Raw genomic sequence first — 14,700 nt, forward strand, 5'->3', positions numbered from 1 at the left:
CACCAAAGAGCCTCTGATCTTTTCGGATCTTCGCCTGGAGAAGTGTCAGGCCGATTGCCGCATGACCAGCGTGCCATGCGGGCGAATGATGGAGGCGATCGTTCTGTCCGATGTATCAACGTCACCCAATAGTGACATCAGCGCCTCGACACTCCTAGCCGTCATGGCGCCGAAATCCTGGGCCATCGTTGTCAATGGCGGGCACGCGTAGCGGCTGAGCGGATGGTCGTCATGTGCGGCGATCCGCAGATCATCGCCACTCTTGCGACCGACCTTCAGCCCATGCGCGAAAGCAGCCGCCATGACACCGAAGGCTAGGCGATCGTTGGCGCAAAGGATCGTCTGGCGCGGCAGAGTATTCGTCTTCAGCATATCGTCCATCTGCTCGTAGCCGACACGCTCGAATTCCCACGTATAGGGCGATATTGTCTTGATCACCAAAGGTTCGTGACCCGAAGCTTCCATGGTGGCGACATAACTCGCCAGTCTTTCCGGCGAGTTGTGATTGACATGCGGTCCATCGAGATAGGCGGGTGCCTCGCCGGACCGGCAGAGATATTCGACCATCGTCGCGACGCTCTGGCTGTTATCGTTGCCGATGAAGGGCGTATTCCCCTCGATATAAGTGTCGAAGCACACGACCGGCACATTCTGAGCCAGCCGCCCGAACGCCTTTGGATCGGATATCTGCCCCAATGGCGCGACAAGCGCGCCGGCGACTTTGAGGGAGAGAATGGTATTGATCGCGTCCGCCTCGAGTTCAGGCAGGCCATGCGAGGAAAACACGATCGGCCAGTAGCCCTCGTTGCGCAGCCGCAGCTCCAGGCGATTGACAATTTCCGCGTAGAATGGATCCGTCAGGGTTGGAACGAGGATGCCGATATTACGCGTGCGCTTGCGATTGAGATTCCGGGCATAAATGTTCGGCTGATAATCCGAGGAGCGCAGGGCTGCCTCGATCAATGAGCGAGTCGCCGGCTTTACGCTTGTGGGGTCATCGAAATACTTCGAAAGCGTCGGTCGGGAAACGCCGCAGGACCTGGCAAAATCCTCCATTGTTTTGTGCGTCATTTTTTCCATCGAAACCGACCATTCTCGCTGCGCAATTATCTGCCATCTGCCTTATGCGAATTCGTGAGAAGAAGTGCAAGCGATGACAAAATTCCCGTAAAAATTTTCCGAGTTTTATGACACTTAAAATATTACGTGCGATAACTTATTAGTTGACGTGAAAAAGAGCAATCCATAGAACGAAGCTGATTGCAGCGAGCTCGCCGATTGAGCGGTAAGCTGCCAGGTTCAATTCGAGGAGTAAGCTCAACCGCCATGAAGAAGCTCGTCAGCGCCGGAGAGATCGTCGTCGAAATCATGGCGGATCGCGTCGATCAAAGCCTTGCGGAACCCGGACTGTTGCACGGCCCCTTCCCGTCCGGAGCGCCGGCGATTTTCATCGCGCAGGCCGCTCGCCTTGGGCAGCTGGCTGGCCTCATCAGTGCTGTGGGTGATGACGATTTCGGCCATCTCAACATTAATCGATTGCGGGATTGGGGCGCGGATGTCTCGGCCATTGCCGTGCACAAGGAGCAGGCAACGGGCTCCGCCTTCGTTTCATATCGTGCCGACGGAAGCCGCCATTTCGTCTTCAATATAAAGAACAGCGCGGCCGGGTCGATCGAGATGGATCAACGGGCCGCCACACTTCTGGATGGCGCCGATCATTTTCACGTCATGGGTTCCTCGCTGTTTTCCGAGCGGGCCACATCCGTCATTCTTGCGGCTATCGAGAAGGTCAAGCGCAAGGGCGGTACGATCTCCTTCGATCCCAACATCCGCAAGGAGATGATCGACCTGCCTGGCATGCGGGAGGCGCTGACCAAAGTCCTGACGCTGACGGATATTTTCCTGCCGAGCGGCGAGGAGCTATTCATCTTCACCGAGGCTACCGATGAGGCCGTGGCCGTAGCTGAAATGCTCGGGCGAGGCATGTCCGCCGTGATCGTCAAGAAAGGCGCCGCAGGTGCTGCCTACTACGACAGGCACGGCCAGACGACGGTCGGCGGCTTTCCTGTGATGGAGGTTGATCCAACCGGCGCAGGTGATTGTTTTGGCGCGGGATTTGTTTCTCTTTGGCTTCGTGGAGAGCGGCCGGACGATGCGCTTCGGATTGCCTGTGCATGCGGCGCTCTAGCCGTCACACGCAAGGGGCCGATGGAAGGGATTGCGGCACTTGCCGAAGTGCAGGCGTTTCTTGCTCGTGCTCCGCAAGAGGTGGCATCGTGAGCGCGGCGCAACGCCTTGCCGCCATGCCGCAGAACAGGGCCAGAGGATTGCCATCCGGCATCACCTCCGTGTGTTCGGCGCATCCGCTTGTTATCGAGGCAGCGTTGAGGCATGGCAAAGCCAGGGATGCCGATGTGCTCATCGAGGCAACCTGCAATCAGGTCAATCAGGATGGCGGCTACACCGGAATGACGCCCGCCGATTTCCGGCGTTTCGTCGAAGCGATTGCCACGAAGGTTGGCTTCCATCGAGATAGGCTCATTCTGGGTGGCGACCATCTCGGCCCGAACCCTTGGAAACATCTGCCTGCCGACGAGGCAATGTCAAAGGCGAAAGTGATGATCGATGCTTTCGCCGCCGCCGGCTTTGCCAAGCTGCATCTCGATACCAGCATGGCCTGCTCGGACGACCCGCTGGCCCTCTTGGATGTAACTATTGCAGCCAGGGCGGCGCAATTGGCCGAGGTGTCGGAGGTCAGAATTCGCCAGTCGGGGCTGCCTGCTCCAAGCTACATCATCGGCACTGAAGTTCCCGTTCCCGGCGGTGCAGTCGAAGCGCTCGATCACATGCATGTCACGACGCCGGATGACGCGCGCGCGACGGTGGATCTGCATCGCCAGGCCTTTGCACGCCTCGATCTGCAGGCGGCATTCGATCGCGCAATCGGTGTCGTCGTCCAGCCAGGCGTCGAATTCGGCAATGCCGACGTTATCGGCTATAGGCGACCAGCGGCCGCCAGCCTGGCTGCGTCCTTGAAAGACATGCCGCAATTCGTGTTTGAGGCGCATTCCACGGACTATCAGAGCGGCGAAGCGCTTCGGGATCTCGTCAGCGATGGCTTTGCGATCCTGAAGGTCGGCCCATGGCTGACTTTCGCCCTCCGCGAAACCCTCTACGGCTTGAGCAGCATTGCTGAAGTGCTCGCACAGGGCGCCATGGAGGAGGCCCTACCTGCCGCCATGGAACGCATCATGCTCGCCTCACCAGCGCACTGGCAGAAATATTATCCCGGTGATGCCAACGAGCAGTTCATTCAGCGGCATTATTCTTTCAGCGACCGCATTCGCTATTATTGGGCGTTGCCTGACGCGCAAGCTGCCGTCGATAAGCTGCTGTCTGCTCTGGACGGACATACAATCCCTCGTCCGCTGATCAGCCAATATCTCGGTCATCTGGAGCCGGCGGTTGCCGATGGATCGGTGATTCCTGAGGCTCTTGCCCTGCTTATCGCCAGCGTTTCCCGCGTGCTCGACATTTATGCGAATGCTATCGATTCCGCGGTACGAGCATAAAGTCCACTACGTCTCAGTCCATCTTTTTGGATAGACGAAGAGCGCCGTTTGGGCTGACATCGAGCGCCAGATGGTCATAGTTTTCGATGCTCAGATGCGGCGTCGATAGCGGGACACTATGTGTTGCGCTGACGACGAGCACGGAAGCGCCCGATGCATCGCCTGCCTCGATACCGGCAGGCGCGTCTTCAAAAACAAGACATTCCTCAATGGGTTGTCCCAATATGCTCGCAGCCAACACGAAGCAGTCCGGTGCGGGTTTACCGTTCTGCACGTCTTCACCGGCAATGAGGACCGGCGGCCAGGGAAGCCCGGCAGCCTCAAGGCGAACTCTGGCCAGCTCCCGTGGGGCAGATGTGACGATCGCCCAACGATCCCTGGGCAACCGCTCCAGGAAGTCGACAGCGCCGGCAATGGCTTCGACACCAGCGACATCGTCGATCTCGGCCTGAGTGAGAAGCCTTACCTCTTCGGCCGGATCGATCCCCGACAGGTCGAGCCGGGTAATGGTTTCTATCGCCTTTCTGCCGTGAACGGTGGCAAGCAGGCTTGCTGCATCGATACCCTGTCGCTCCGCCCATGCCGTCCAGACCCGTTCGGCAACAGCGATCGAATTCAGCACTGTTCCATCCATGTCGAACAGGAAGGCGCCGAAGGAGCGTCCGTTGAAGAGCATCAGGGTTGATCCTTCGTTTTCTGGCTGGATGATAGCCGGTCAAGAATCGCCTGGGCGGTGTTGGCGTCGGTGACCAGTGCGTTGATCATTCCTGACCGCGCCGCGCCGATGATGCCGGCCGCCTTGCCGGGGGTGGCCGCAACGGCGATGCAGAGAGGCACCTTCCGCAATTGGTCCGGCGAAGCCGCGATCATCCCCTCCTCGCCATCCCAATGCAGGATTTCGCCGGCTTCGGTGACATAGTGGCGAAGCACATCGCCAGCCGCGTGGCTCAGTGCCTTTTCGCCCGGGAGCGCCGCCTCGGATGGATTTGCTGCATGCGTCAGGCCGACGCCGACGATCGCTGCGTCGAGCCTGTCCCAGAGTGAGGTCACCTGCTGTACTGTCGGATCCGCAAGGAATGCATCCCTGAGTTCGGTCGACGAGATGTAGGGGGCGTGCAGAAAATGCGGCGTGCCGTTCATTTGGGCAGCTGCCTGACGCACGAATTCATTGATCTGAAAGTGCAGCGCGGCCTGCGGCATGCCGCCATTGAGAGCGACGGTGACGATGCCTGGCAGTTGCGGCAGACCTGCTAGCGTCACCTCACGAACCGCCCTTCCCCAGCCGATGCCGAGCGCTGAGCCCGAATGCAGGCCAGCCTGTTGCAGTAGCGAGCCGACCGGCGCGGCAAGCGCGCTCAACACATTGGACGACGGCGTATCGATCACCGCGGCCGCGCGCAGTTTCAACCCATCGATCAGCGCAGCGCTCAGATCCTCCGACGGGAAATGATCGATCACCTCGATCCTGACGATCCCGACGGAACGGGCCCGCTGCAGCAACCGCGAGACCGTGGCCGTCGAGAGGCCCAGCTTCTTCGCAATGTCGACCTGCGACATGTCGGACTGGTAGTGCAGCTTGGCGACCGTGTGCAGCAAAGCACGATTTGCCGCGGCCTCCTGCGACTGAGACGAATTCAGGTTGAAATTCCTTTCTGCAATGTGTTACACCTATCTCACTTGAGGAGTTATCGCTCAAAACAGCCGGTTTCGCAATGTCCATGCGGCGGCGACTGCGCACCCTCAATACCAGAGATTTGCCCTCTCCTGGGAGTGGGGAAGGCAAGCCTGCATCATCGCCGCTTCGCGCGGCCGGAGGAAGGTTCATATGACAAAGTTGACGACAGCGGAAATGCGCGGCTACCAGCAGATTTGCGGCAGCGATGGTGCCATGATGGTGATTGCCTGCGACCAGCGCGGCGGCATGCGCAGTCTGCTGGCCAAGGAGCCGGCCGAACAGGCGGCGATCTCCGACAAGGTGTTGGGAGATACCAAGGCCGACATCGCCCGTTTTCTGGCAAGCAAGGCATCCTGCGTATTGGTCGACCCGATCTGCGCGGTGCCGGCACTCGTCGACGATCGCGTTCTCCAGCGTGATACCGCGCTGCTGATCGGCCTCGATGCTTCCGGCTGGGATACGTCTCCCGAGGGCTATCGTCTGTCGAAGCTGGTTCCGGGCATTTCCGCCCGTCGCGTGCGTCAGTTGGGCGCGACCGGCGGCAAGATCATGGTCTATCTCCGTTCCGATCGCGAAGAAGCGAATGCTCATAATATCGAGCTTATGCGGACATGCATCGAAGACTTCGCCCGCGAGGACCTGCTGCTCGTCGTCGAGTTCCTGACCTACAAGTTCGACGATGAGGATGAGGCCGAATACAAGGCAAAGATTCCATCTCTGATCGTCGGCGGCAGCAGGATTTGCCTGGATTGCAACGCCAAGGTTCTGAAAATTCCCTATCCAGGTTCATCTGAGGCCTGTGCGGAGGTAACGCGACTGGCTGGCGATGTGCCTTGGGCGGTTCTGTCCGCCGGCGTCGACCACGCCACGTTCCTCTCGCAAGTCGAAGACGCCATGCGTAATGGCGCATCGGGGGTCATTGCCGGGCGTTCCCTTTGGAAGGACTGCATTTCCCTTGATCGCAGCGTAACGAAAGATCGACTGGAGACCGTCGCCGTGCCCAGGCTTCGCGAGATCCAGGCAGTCATTGCCACGTATTTCAAGGGCGCTGACTTGCAGAGCGCTCAAGCCGGAAAGCGCGCCAATGGCTGATGTCGCCATCGGCGTGGACATTGGCGGCACGAATATTCGCGCTGCTCTCGTCTCCGGTCGCGGCGAGATCCTCACGAAACTATCGGAGCGAACACCGGCCGATCCCCAGCAGGTACTCGACCGCGTGATCTCCATGTCACGCCAGCTCGATCGACCGGATGTTCGGGGCATCGGTGTCGGAATCCCAGGCCGGGTCGATATTGCGAGCCGTCAGATCCTGTCCGGCGGCATCGTCAATCTTGCCGGGCTTAACTTTGTGGATCGGCTTGAAGCGGCACTCGGCAAGAGCGTTGTCATCGAGAACGACTGCAGCATGGCGCTGATCGCCGAGATGCGGATCGGTGGCGCCAAGGGCTATAAGAACGTTGCCATGCTGACGATCGGAACAGGCATCGGCGGCGCCGTCGCCCATGCCGGCAGCATCTATCACGGCCACAGGGCTGCCGGGCAGCTCGGCCATATCTGCGTGTCACAGGATGGGCCGCCATGCGCTTGCGGCAGGCGCGGCTGCGTTGAAACCTTCAGCTCGGGAACTGCGTTGCGCCGCCATATTGCCGAAGCCGGTTTGACGGCGGCGACGATCGGCGATGTTTTCGAGATGGTAGCCAGCGGAAACGAAGCAGCTCGACGCGTGCTGCATCAATGGGCGGTGCCCCTGCGAGCGGCTCTCGACAATATCGCGGCGACGATGGACCCAGAAGTCATCTTGCTCGGAGGCGGCCTCGGCTGTGACGCAGCGCGCGCACTTGCCGACCTTCCGGCGGTCGCACCTTGGTTTTGCCCGGCCATCCTGCCGGCGAAGCTCGCCGACGATGCCGGGGTCATTGGCGCAGGCCTTGCAAATTTCGGCGATGCATCGGAGCCGGCCGGAAAACATGTGGTGCTGGTCAATGGCGTGCCGGCCTCGGGAAAAAGCCGGCTTGCCAAGGCGCTGTCGGAACGCACCGGCTGGCCGATCCTTTCGCTCGATGGCATCAAAAATCCGTTCCTGCAGCATATTGGCCCCGTCGAGCGCGATTTCAATCGAACCTTGGGCAAGGCGAGCTATCAGGCCATCTGGTCCATCATCGCCGACGCCCCGGCCGGCTCGACCTTTATCGTCGATGCCTGGTTCGGCTTTCAGCCGAAGGCACAGCTCGAATCCTATCTTCGCGACACAGGGATCGGGAGTGTTGCCGAGCTCTGGTGCAAGGTACCCGGGAGCGTCGCCGGAGAACGTTATGCCGGCCGTCTCAAGGATCGGTTGCCCGGCCATCCCGGCGCCGAATATGTGCCGGAATTGGTTGCACTTGCCGATCGGGCCGAGCCCATGGGGTGCGGCGCGGTGATGACTATCGACCAGACGAAGGAGCCCGACATGGAAGCCATACTTGCCTGGGTTTCGCGAGTGTTGGATCGTCGGTGACAAAACGACTGCCCTGACGAGCGCAATGAGCTCGGACTAATCCTGCATCGCCGAGCGACACAATGTCTCCCGGCGGCTCACGATGTCGTGCTCAATCGAGAGTTGTCCAATAATATCAAATGGATACTTGAAATTCATTGCGGAAAAAAATTACTTGACGTGCGCAACTATCCCACTAATGATCGCTTTACCGGACAGGGGAGGTTCGGCTTCAAGAGGAGGAAAAAATTATGGAGCGCCGCTCATTTCTAAAGGCTTCGGCCGTGGCATCGCTTGCGACTGGCGTCGCGGCAGTTGCCGGCACCGTTAAAGCAGCAGACAAGAAGTTTACCATTGCCCTCATTCCGGGGCTGACCACCGATGCTTTCTACATCACCATGCGCAAGGGTGCCGAAGCCGCCGCCAAGGCAGTTGGCGCGACGCTCGTGTTTCAGGGCGGCCCCGACTTCAACCCGGTCACGCAGGTGCCGGTGCTTGATGCGGTGATTGCCAAGAAACCTGATTTCATTCTAATCGCACCCACAGACAAGGATCAGCTGATCCAGCCTCTGAAAAAGGCTGCCGACGCGGGCATCCCGATCATCACCGTCGATACGTTCATCGGCACCGGCGTCTACCAGACCGGCAATGGCGATGCGGATTTCCCGCTGGCTTACATCGCTTCCGATAATCTGCTCGGCGGTGCGATCGCTGCGCGCGCGCTTGCAAAGGCTGTCGGTGAAAAGGGCAAGGTCTACGTCTCCAACGTGAAGCCCGGCGTCTCCACAACGGACCAGCGCGAGCAGGGCTTCAAGGAAGAGATGAAGAAGTATCCGAACATCACCGTTCTAGATACGCAATACAATGACGACGATGCCAACAAGGCCGCGTCTCAGCTTCAGGCCGTCTATGCCCGCAACTCGGATCTCGATGGTGTCTTCGGCGCCAACCTGTTCTCCGCTCTTGGCGCTGCCAACGGCGTGCAGCAGGCCGGCCAGACGGGCAAGATCCGTGTGGTCGCCTTCGATGCACCGACATCGATCATCGACAACATCAACTCCGGCCTTGTCGATCTGGCGATTGCACAGCATCCGGCGGAAATCGGCTATTTCGGCGTGATGGCGGCCTATGCGCATCTGACCGGGAATTCGATCCCGACCGCGATCGGCACCGGCTTCACTGTTATCGACAAGTCGAATGTCGGTGACAAGAAAGTCGCGAAGTTCATCTACTCCGATTAATCGGATGCAGCCTGTGCCTCGCTGATGAGCGAGGCACACTTCCAACGATGATAGAGCTAACGGCGCCGCATTCGTTGCGCCATCAGGCTCCAGTTTGGACGGATCATGACAATTGACAATCTAGAGGTCCGCAAGGCGGATCAACATGTGGCGCCTCAGGCGGACCACGGCGATCAGGCAAAGACCATCCTTGGCCGTATCGCGCAATTGCGCGCCTGGCTTTTCCTTGCCGCGCTGATCGTAACTTTCGAGATCTGGGCGCAGATCGATTTCGGCGGCACATTTGTCGGCTCGAGCTTCAACTGGCAATCCGTTGCAATCTTCGCGGTGGCGCCGTTGCTGTTGGCGGTCGGGCAAACCTTCGTCATCATCTCAGGTGGCATCGATCTGTCGACCGGCTTCATCATGGGGCTTGCGGCCGTTGTCGCCGCGCATGTCGCCAGTATTTCCGGTCTCTACATGCCTCTTCCAATCGCGATGGTGCTCGGCATCCTCGTTGCCATGCTGGCTGCTGCCGTGCCGGGATTCATCAATGGTCTTTTGATCTCCCGCCTCAAGGTTCCGCCGTTCATCGGGACGCTCGGCATGTTCGGCGTTGCCCGCGGAACGGCCTTCCTGCTTGCCGGCGGAACGACGGTGCCGGTCAAGAATTCCTATTTCGCCGAGCTTGGCAACGGACGCTTCTTTGGGGTGCCTTATCTCGTCATCGTCACGCTCGTCTTCGTATTGATCATGCACTATCTCCTGAGCCAGACGCGTTTCGGCCAGCACAATTACGCGATCGGCGCCAATGCGCAGGCTGCACGCCGCGCCGGCATCAATATCAAGTCCCATCTGTTGCGGCTCTATATGTTGTCTGCCGTTTGCGCCGGTCTTGGCGGTGCGCTCTATGCGGCCCGCTTTACCGCCGGTGCGGCGCAGGCGGGCGAACCGCTGCTGCTCGATAGCGTGGCCGCCGTTGTCATCGGCGGAGCGAGCCTGTTCGGCGGCTCAGGAACGATCATCGGCACTGTCGCCGGAGCGCTTGTCATCGCCGTCATTCAATATGGCCTCGTCTTCATGAACGTCGAGCCGTTCTGGCAGTTCATCGCCGTCGGCGTCGTCATCATCATTTCGGTGCTCATCGACCAGGCGCAGCGCCGGTTCAGCGGAGCGAAACAGGATGAATAGCGCAACTCCCCTCCTCGAAGTCCGCAATCTTTCGCGTTATTTCGGTGCCGTGCGTGCGCTGGACGATTGCTCGCTTGTGGTCCGCCCCGGCGAAGTCGTCGCCCTCGCCGGTGACAACGGCGCCGGCAAAACCACGATGATCAAGGCGATTTCCGGTGTCTATCCGCCGACATCGGGCGAAATCCTGATCGAAGGCAAGCCCGTCACCTTTTCTTCGCCACAGGATGCGCGCGAAAAGGGAATAGAGACGATCTATCAGGACCTGGCTCTCGCCGACAATCTGACCATCGGTGCCAATATCTTCCTGGGCCGCGAGCCGATGAAGAAGCTGTTTGGCTTTCTGCCGGTTCTCGATCGCAAGGCGATGGCGGAAGCCGCGCGCAAGACGATGGCGGAGCTCGACTTCCATGTGAAGAGGCTCGACGCTCCGGTCAGCAACTTTTCGGGCGGCCAGCGTCAGGCCGTCGCCATCGGCCGTGCCGTCTATTGGAATGCCCGCATCCTGGTCATGGATGAACCGACGGCGGCGCTCGGCGTACCCGAGCAACGCAAGGTCGTGGCCCTGATCAAGTCGTTGAAGGCGCAGGGCCGCGGCGTCATCTTCATCTCGCACAATCTCCAGGATATTTTCGCAGTGTCGGATCGCATCGTCGTCCTGCGGCGCGGCATTGTGGCCGGCGAACGAAACATCGCCGACACCAACCACGAGGAAGTGGTCAAACTCATGATTGGTGGCTAACACCGCCGGCGATCCAAGGTCCTTTGAAACCAAAGCGGCGATAGCAGATCTGGCTGTCGCCGCTTTTCTTGCGTTTAGGTCCAGAGATGGGCAACGCGGCTCGCATGGCCTTTTCTCAACTCCGGCGATTTCGTCGTAATGAGATAGCAGTGTTCTTCAATCGATATGACTGTTGCAGCCCCTGTGCCGTGATATGCGTGATGCCTACCTATTCTGGCGGCAGAGATCGGCTGGAAGAGCGCAGCGGCGAAGATTGCGGCAAAGCGATCGCGTGTCTTGGAGGCAAGCAGGAATGAGCAAGGCGGGCAACATTGTATCCTTCACTGGAGCAGCCCCAACGGTGAGCGATATCGCCGCGATCGCCCGGCGCCACGCCCGGATCGAGATTTCACCGGAAGTCGAAGGAAAGATCGTCGCCGCCCGCGCTGTCGTGGAACGCTACCTGGCCGATGACAAGCCAGTCTATGGTTTGACGACTGCGCTGGGTGCCGGCGTCGACACCAGGCTTGGTTCGGACGATCTCGTCGCGTTCCAGATGCGTGTGCCACAGGCGCGCGCGGTCGGCGTCGGTGCAGCGCTGCCGCGCGACGTTGTGCGGGCGATGATGGCGGCGCGTGTCGCCGCCATGGCAGCTGGCGGTTCCGGCGTGTCGCTGCCGGTATTCTCAGGTTTGGTGGCGGCGCTCAATGCCGGCTTTCATCCTGTCGTACCGTCACTCGGGTCGATCGGCGCCGCCGATCTTGCACCGCTTGCGCATATGGGGCGGGCTTTGCTGGGGGATGGCGAGGCCGAAGTGGGCGGCACTGTAACGGCGGCGGCAGACGCGCTTGAAAAGGCAGGTTTGAAGCCGCTACCGATCGGGCCAAAGGACGGCCACGTTCTTGTGGTCGCAAACAGCCTGTCGGTCGGCAAGGCCTGTCTTTGCCTGGAAGATGCCGAGCGGCTCTTCGACTGGTCGCTCGCGGCAATCGCGCTGAATTTCGAGGCCTTCCGCGCCAACGTATCCGCTTTTGACGACCGCGCATTGGCGGCAAGACCGGCCTTCGGCCAGCGCGAGGCCGCAAGCAGGCTCCGCGATCTGCTTTCCGGAAGCTCGCTGCTGGCCGAGGGAGCAGCCCGGCGATTGCAGGACCCGCTGAGTTACCGTTGCACGCCGCAGGTCTGGGGCGCCCTTCACCACGCGATAGCCGAGGCGCGGGCGATAACGGAGATCGAAATCGCCAGCTCCGGCGACAATCCCGTCGTGCTCGCCGATGAAGGCCTCATTCTCTCGCACGGCAATTTCGACATGACGGCATTCGTGCTTGCCTGGGAACGCCTCGGCCAGGCGCTGGCGCATTGCGCGGCGGCGACCGCCTATCGCACCATGAAGATCATGTCGGCCGCCATGTCCGAACTGCCGCGGTTTCTCACGCCACTTGGCCAGAGCCGAAGTGGCTTTGCGACGGTGCAAAAAACCGTCTCGGCACTCGAAGCCGAGATACGACATTTCGCGGTGCCGATATCGCTTGCGCCCATTCCCGTTGCCGATGGTGTCGAGGATCAGGCATCGATGGCACCGAGCGTTCTGACGAAGACGGAGGCGATCATCGAGCGGCTACGTTATCTCGTTGCCATCGAGCTCGCAGCGTCGGCGCAGGCCGTCGAGCTTCGCGGCGTACAGGGCGAACTTGGCACGGGCACCGGGCAAGCCTATCGGTGGGTTCGCGCTCTCGTGCCGCCGCTCGAGGAGGACCGTGCGCAGGGGGTGGACTTCCAGAGACTGTCTGAATTCATAGGGAACACTTCCTGGAGCAGCGAGTCCGACCATCATTCATGACGAGATCGGGGACGGCTGGGCCGAAAGCCCATCGCCGTATTCGACCGAAACTTTCCGGCAGGCCGCATGTGGCCTGCACCCAACGAGAAACCGGCGTAGCCGGGACAGGCCTGGAGAATGGCAATGCAGGAAATCTGGATCGACTATCTGAACGCCCTTGATGCGAAGGCATTGGCACTTTCCAACGATGAAATTCTCGATGCGGTGACCAAGGCGCTCGATGCCCAGGGGCGCGGCGAGACGGTGATTGAGCCTCGCGTCCATCTTGTGCCCGAAAGCTCGGACAAGGGTCATTTCAATGTGTTGCGTGGCTATGTGAAACCATTGGATTATGCTGGCGTCAAGGTGGTCGGCGATTTCGTCGACAATTACAAGCAGGGCCTGCCCTCGGAACTGGCCGTGCTCAACCTGTTTGATCCCCACACCGGCGTACCGAAGGCAATTGTCGACGCGACTGCCATCACGGACATGCGCACCGGCGCCGTCACCGCCATCGGCGCCCGCCATCTTGCCCGCAAGGACAGCAAGATACTCGGCCATATCGGCGCGCGCGGCACATCCTATTGGAACGTCCGCCTGCTCGACCACATCTTCGATTTCGACGAAATCCGCGTACATTCGCGCCGCCCGGAAAGCCGCGATGCCTTCGCCGCACGGCTTGAGAAGGACCTCGGCAAGAAGATCATCGTCACCGACAATTGGGAAGACTGCCTCAAGGGTGCGGATATCATGATCGAGGCCAGCCGTCTGCCGGAGCCGACGCCGCTGTTCAAGACCGCCTGGGTCAAGAAAGGTGCCTTCGTCGTTCCCTATGGCACGATGAGCGCACTCGAATTCGACCTGACCGACATCATGGACAAGGTCGTGGTTGACGATTGGGGTCAATGCGGTCCCGGCCGTCCGTTCGGCGCTTTGCGCCGCCATGTCGACGAAGGCAAGGTGACGGCCGAAACACTGCACGCCGAGATCGGCCAGATTGTCTGCGGCGCCAGGCCCGGCCGCGAAAGCGACGACGAGACCATCCTCTTCTGGCATCGCGGGCTCAGCACCACGGACGTCGCGTTGGGCGCTGCCATGGTGGAGAAGGCCAGGCGGATGAATATCGGCCAACGCCTTCGTTTCGCGTGACCGCCATGACGACGCCCGCCATCGCCTGCTCACGAATGTACAATCTCAGCCCGAAAATATCGGGGCATTGGGATCGCCTCTTTCATTGGCTTTCCGGCCAATCGGGTGTGGATCTCGAGGTCATTCCCCATGCGGCGCCTGCGCCGCTGTCGGAGCTGTGGGCACGGCCGGACATGGGCGCGGTCTTCATGTGCGGCTTTCCGTTTTCTGGGTTGGCAGCCGATGAGCGTCCGGTGCCGTTGGCTGCACCCGTATCCCTAGCGGACTGGGCAAGCGGACAGCCAGTCTATGCAAGCCATATCGTTGCTGCGCGCGACAGGCCACTTGCTGAGGCTGATCTTTCGATGGTGCGCTGGGGCTGGACCGTGCGGGACTCACAGTCTGGCTACAATGCCCCCCGGGAGTTCGTTGCCGAGCTTGCGAACGGTTCCTCGGTGCACAAGACTGTCGGTCCGCTCCTCAATCCGCGCGGCGTGGTCGAGGCGATCCGTACGGGTGCGATCGATGTCGGCGCTATCGACGCCTATGCCTTTCAGCTGATGGAGATGCACGAGCCGGAGATAATCGCGCCGCTGCGTGTGGTCGGAACGACAAGGCCCGCACCCTTCCCGCTCCTCGTTGCGGCCAGAGGGCAGCCTGCCGAAATGATCACGGCGCTGAAGGGCGCTCTTTTGACCATGCATCAGGATCCTAGCGGACGCGATATCCTCGGTTCGCTTGGCCTGGCGGCCTTTGCCGAGCCAGATCTGGCTGCTTATGATCAACTTCCGGCCAGAGCGCAGGCTGTTGATCATGCTCTTGGAGGGGCATGGTAAGCCCGCCTCTTCCGCACGTCATAAAAACAATCCCCGCCCGGCAGCGCCGTGGCGGGGATTGTCAT

At 60.4% G+C, this 14,700-nt stretch carries 13 protein-coding genes; 10 read left to right on the forward strand and 3 right to left on the reverse strand.

The window, feature by feature from the left end:
* Positions 1 to 45: 45 nt before the first annotated feature.
* A complete protein-coding gene (locus A6U86_RS14825) occupies positions 46 to 1,080 on the reverse strand; it encodes a LacI family DNA-binding transcriptional regulator (RefSeq protein ID WP_068392419.1) in 1,035 nt (344 codons plus the stop codon).
* A 246-nt stretch (positions 1,081 to 1,326) separates the two neighbouring features.
* Between A6U86_RS14825 and A6U86_RS14830 the strand changes: the two genes are divergently transcribed.
* Positions 1,327 to 2,280, forward strand: a complete 954-nt coding sequence (locus A6U86_RS14830) for a sugar kinase (RefSeq protein ID WP_068392420.1) — start codon at positions 1,327 to 1,329, stop codon at positions 2,278 to 2,280.
* A gap of 23 nt (positions 2,281 to 2,303) precedes the next feature.
* Positions 2,304 to 3,572, forward strand: coding sequence for a D-tagatose-bisphosphate aldolase, class II, non-catalytic subunit (locus A6U86_RS14835; RefSeq protein ID WP_174074742.1), 1,269 nt, complete (start codon positions 2,304 to 2,306; stop codon positions 3,570 to 3,572).
* 13 nt (positions 3,573 to 3,585) lie between these two features.
* Here A6U86_RS14835 and A6U86_RS14840 read toward each other — a convergent pair whose 3' ends face one another.
* Together A6U86_RS14840 and A6U86_RS14845 are read right to left on the reverse strand one after the other, a co-directional pair.
* Entirely contained in the window at positions 3,586 to 4,248 is a 663-nt protein-coding gene (locus A6U86_RS14840) for an HAD-IA family hydrolase (protein ID WP_068392430.1), read from the reverse strand.
* Positions 4,248 to 5,168 (reverse strand): sugar-binding transcriptional regulator, encoded by a 921-nt coding sequence (locus A6U86_RS14845; protein WP_174074414.1) that lies wholly within the window; start codon positions 5,166 to 5,168, stop codon positions 4,248 to 4,250. Before A6U86_RS14845 ends, A6U86_RS14840 begins: the two co-directional genes overlap by 1 nt.
* Before the next feature lie 229 nt (positions 5,169 to 5,397).
* On the opposite strand from A6U86_RS14845, the gene A6U86_RS14850 reads away from it, so the two are divergent.
* From A6U86_RS14850 to A6U86_RS14885, 8 genes are all read left to right on the forward strand, one after another.
* On the forward strand, positions 5,398 to 6,339 hold the full coding sequence (locus tag A6U86_RS14850; RefSeq protein WP_068392431.1) for a tagatose-bisphosphate aldolase: 942 nt from the start codon (positions 5,398 to 5,400) through the stop codon (positions 6,337 to 6,339).
* Positions 6,332 to 7,744, forward strand: coding sequence for an ROK family protein (locus tag A6U86_RS14855; RefSeq protein WP_068392432.1), 1,413 nt, complete (start codon positions 6,332 to 6,334; stop codon positions 7,742 to 7,744). The genes A6U86_RS14850 and A6U86_RS14855 overlap by 8 nt, the downstream gene beginning before the upstream one ends.
* A gap of 230 nt (positions 7,745 to 7,974) precedes the next feature.
* Entirely contained in the window at positions 7,975 to 8,964 is a 990-nt protein-coding gene (locus A6U86_RS14860; protein WP_068392434.1) for a substrate-binding domain-containing protein, read from the forward strand.
* A gap of 105 nt (positions 8,965 to 9,069) precedes the next feature.
* Positions 9,070 to 10,134, forward strand: coding sequence for a ribose ABC transporter (locus A6U86_RS14865; protein WP_068392436.1), 1,065 nt, complete (start codon positions 9,070 to 9,072; stop codon positions 10,132 to 10,134).
* Positions 10,127 to 10,873 carry an ATP-binding cassette domain-containing protein gene (locus tag A6U86_RS14870; protein WP_068392439.1) on the forward strand — a complete coding sequence of 249 codons (747 nt, stop codon included), beginning with the start codon at positions 10,127 to 10,129 and terminating at the stop codon, positions 10,871 to 10,873. Before A6U86_RS14865 ends, A6U86_RS14870 begins: the two co-directional genes overlap by 8 nt.
* A gap of 292 nt (positions 10,874 to 11,165) precedes the next feature.
* Entirely contained in the window at positions 11,166 to 12,692 is a 1,527-nt protein-coding gene (gene hutH, locus A6U86_RS14875; protein ID WP_068392441.1) for a histidine ammonia-lyase, read from the forward strand.
* A 123-nt stretch (positions 12,693 to 12,815) separates the two neighbouring features.
* The gene (locus A6U86_RS14880; RefSeq protein WP_068392443.1) at positions 12,816 to 13,820 is read left to right on the forward strand and encodes an ornithine cyclodeaminase family protein; all 1,005 of its coding nucleotides are present in this window, start codon (positions 12,816 to 12,818) and stop codon (positions 13,818 to 13,820) included.
* A gap of 5 nt (positions 13,821 to 13,825) precedes the next feature.
* Positions 13,826 to 14,635, forward strand: coding sequence for a phosphate/phosphite/phosphonate ABC transporter substrate-binding protein (locus A6U86_RS14885; RefSeq protein WP_244509941.1), 810 nt, complete (start codon positions 13,826 to 13,828; stop codon positions 14,633 to 14,635).
* Positions 14,636 to 14,700 lie beyond the last annotated feature (65 nt).

Origin of the sequence: Rhizobium sp. AC27/96 (assembly GCF_001692325.1) — a bacterium.
Lineage (GTDB): Bacteria > Pseudomonadota > Alphaproteobacteria > Rhizobiales > Rhizobiaceae > Rhizobium.

Coding starts and splice junctions, on each gene's coding strand:
- A6U86_RS14860 (WP_068392434.1), top strand. CDS start 7,975: ATGGAGCGCCGCTCATTTCTAAAGGCTTCGGCCGTGGCATCGCTTGCG.
- A6U86_RS14855 (WP_068392432.1), top strand. CDS start 6,332: ATGGCTGATGTCGCCATCGGCGTGGACATTGGCGGCACGAATATTCGC.
- A6U86_RS14830 (WP_068392420.1), top strand. CDS start 1,327: ATGAAGAAGCTCGTCAGCGCCGGAGAGATCGTCGTCGAAATCATGGCG.
- A6U86_RS14825 (WP_068392419.1), bottom strand. CDS start 1,080: ATGGAAAAAATGACGCACAAAACAATGGAGGATTTTGCCAGGTCCTGC.
- A6U86_RS14850 (WP_068392431.1), top strand. CDS start 5,398: ATGACAAAGTTGACGACAGCGGAAATGCGCGGCTACCAGCAGATTTGC.
- A6U86_RS14835 (WP_174074742.1), top strand. CDS start 2,304: ATGCCGCAGAACAGGGCCAGAGGATTGCCATCCGGCATCACCTCCGTG.
- A6U86_RS14880 (WP_068392443.1), top strand. CDS start 12,816: ATGCAGGAAATCTGGATCGACTATCTGAACGCCCTTGATGCGAAGGCA.
- hutH (WP_068392441.1), top strand. CDS start 11,166: ATGAGCAAGGCGGGCAACATTGTATCCTTCACTGGAGCAGCCCCAACG.
- A6U86_RS14865 (WP_068392436.1), top strand. CDS start 9,070: ATGACAATTGACAATCTAGAGGTCCGCAAGGCGGATCAACATGTGGCG.
- A6U86_RS14840 (WP_068392430.1), bottom strand. CDS start 4,248: ATGCTCTTCAACGGACGCTCCTTCGGCGCCTTCCTGTTCGACATGGAT.
- A6U86_RS14885 (WP_244509941.1), top strand. CDS start 13,826: ATGACGACGCCCGCCATCGCCTGCTCACGAATGTACAATCTCAGCCCG.
- A6U86_RS14870 (WP_068392439.1), top strand. CDS start 10,127: ATGAATAGCGCAACTCCCCTCCTCGAAGTCCGCAATCTTTCGCGTTAT.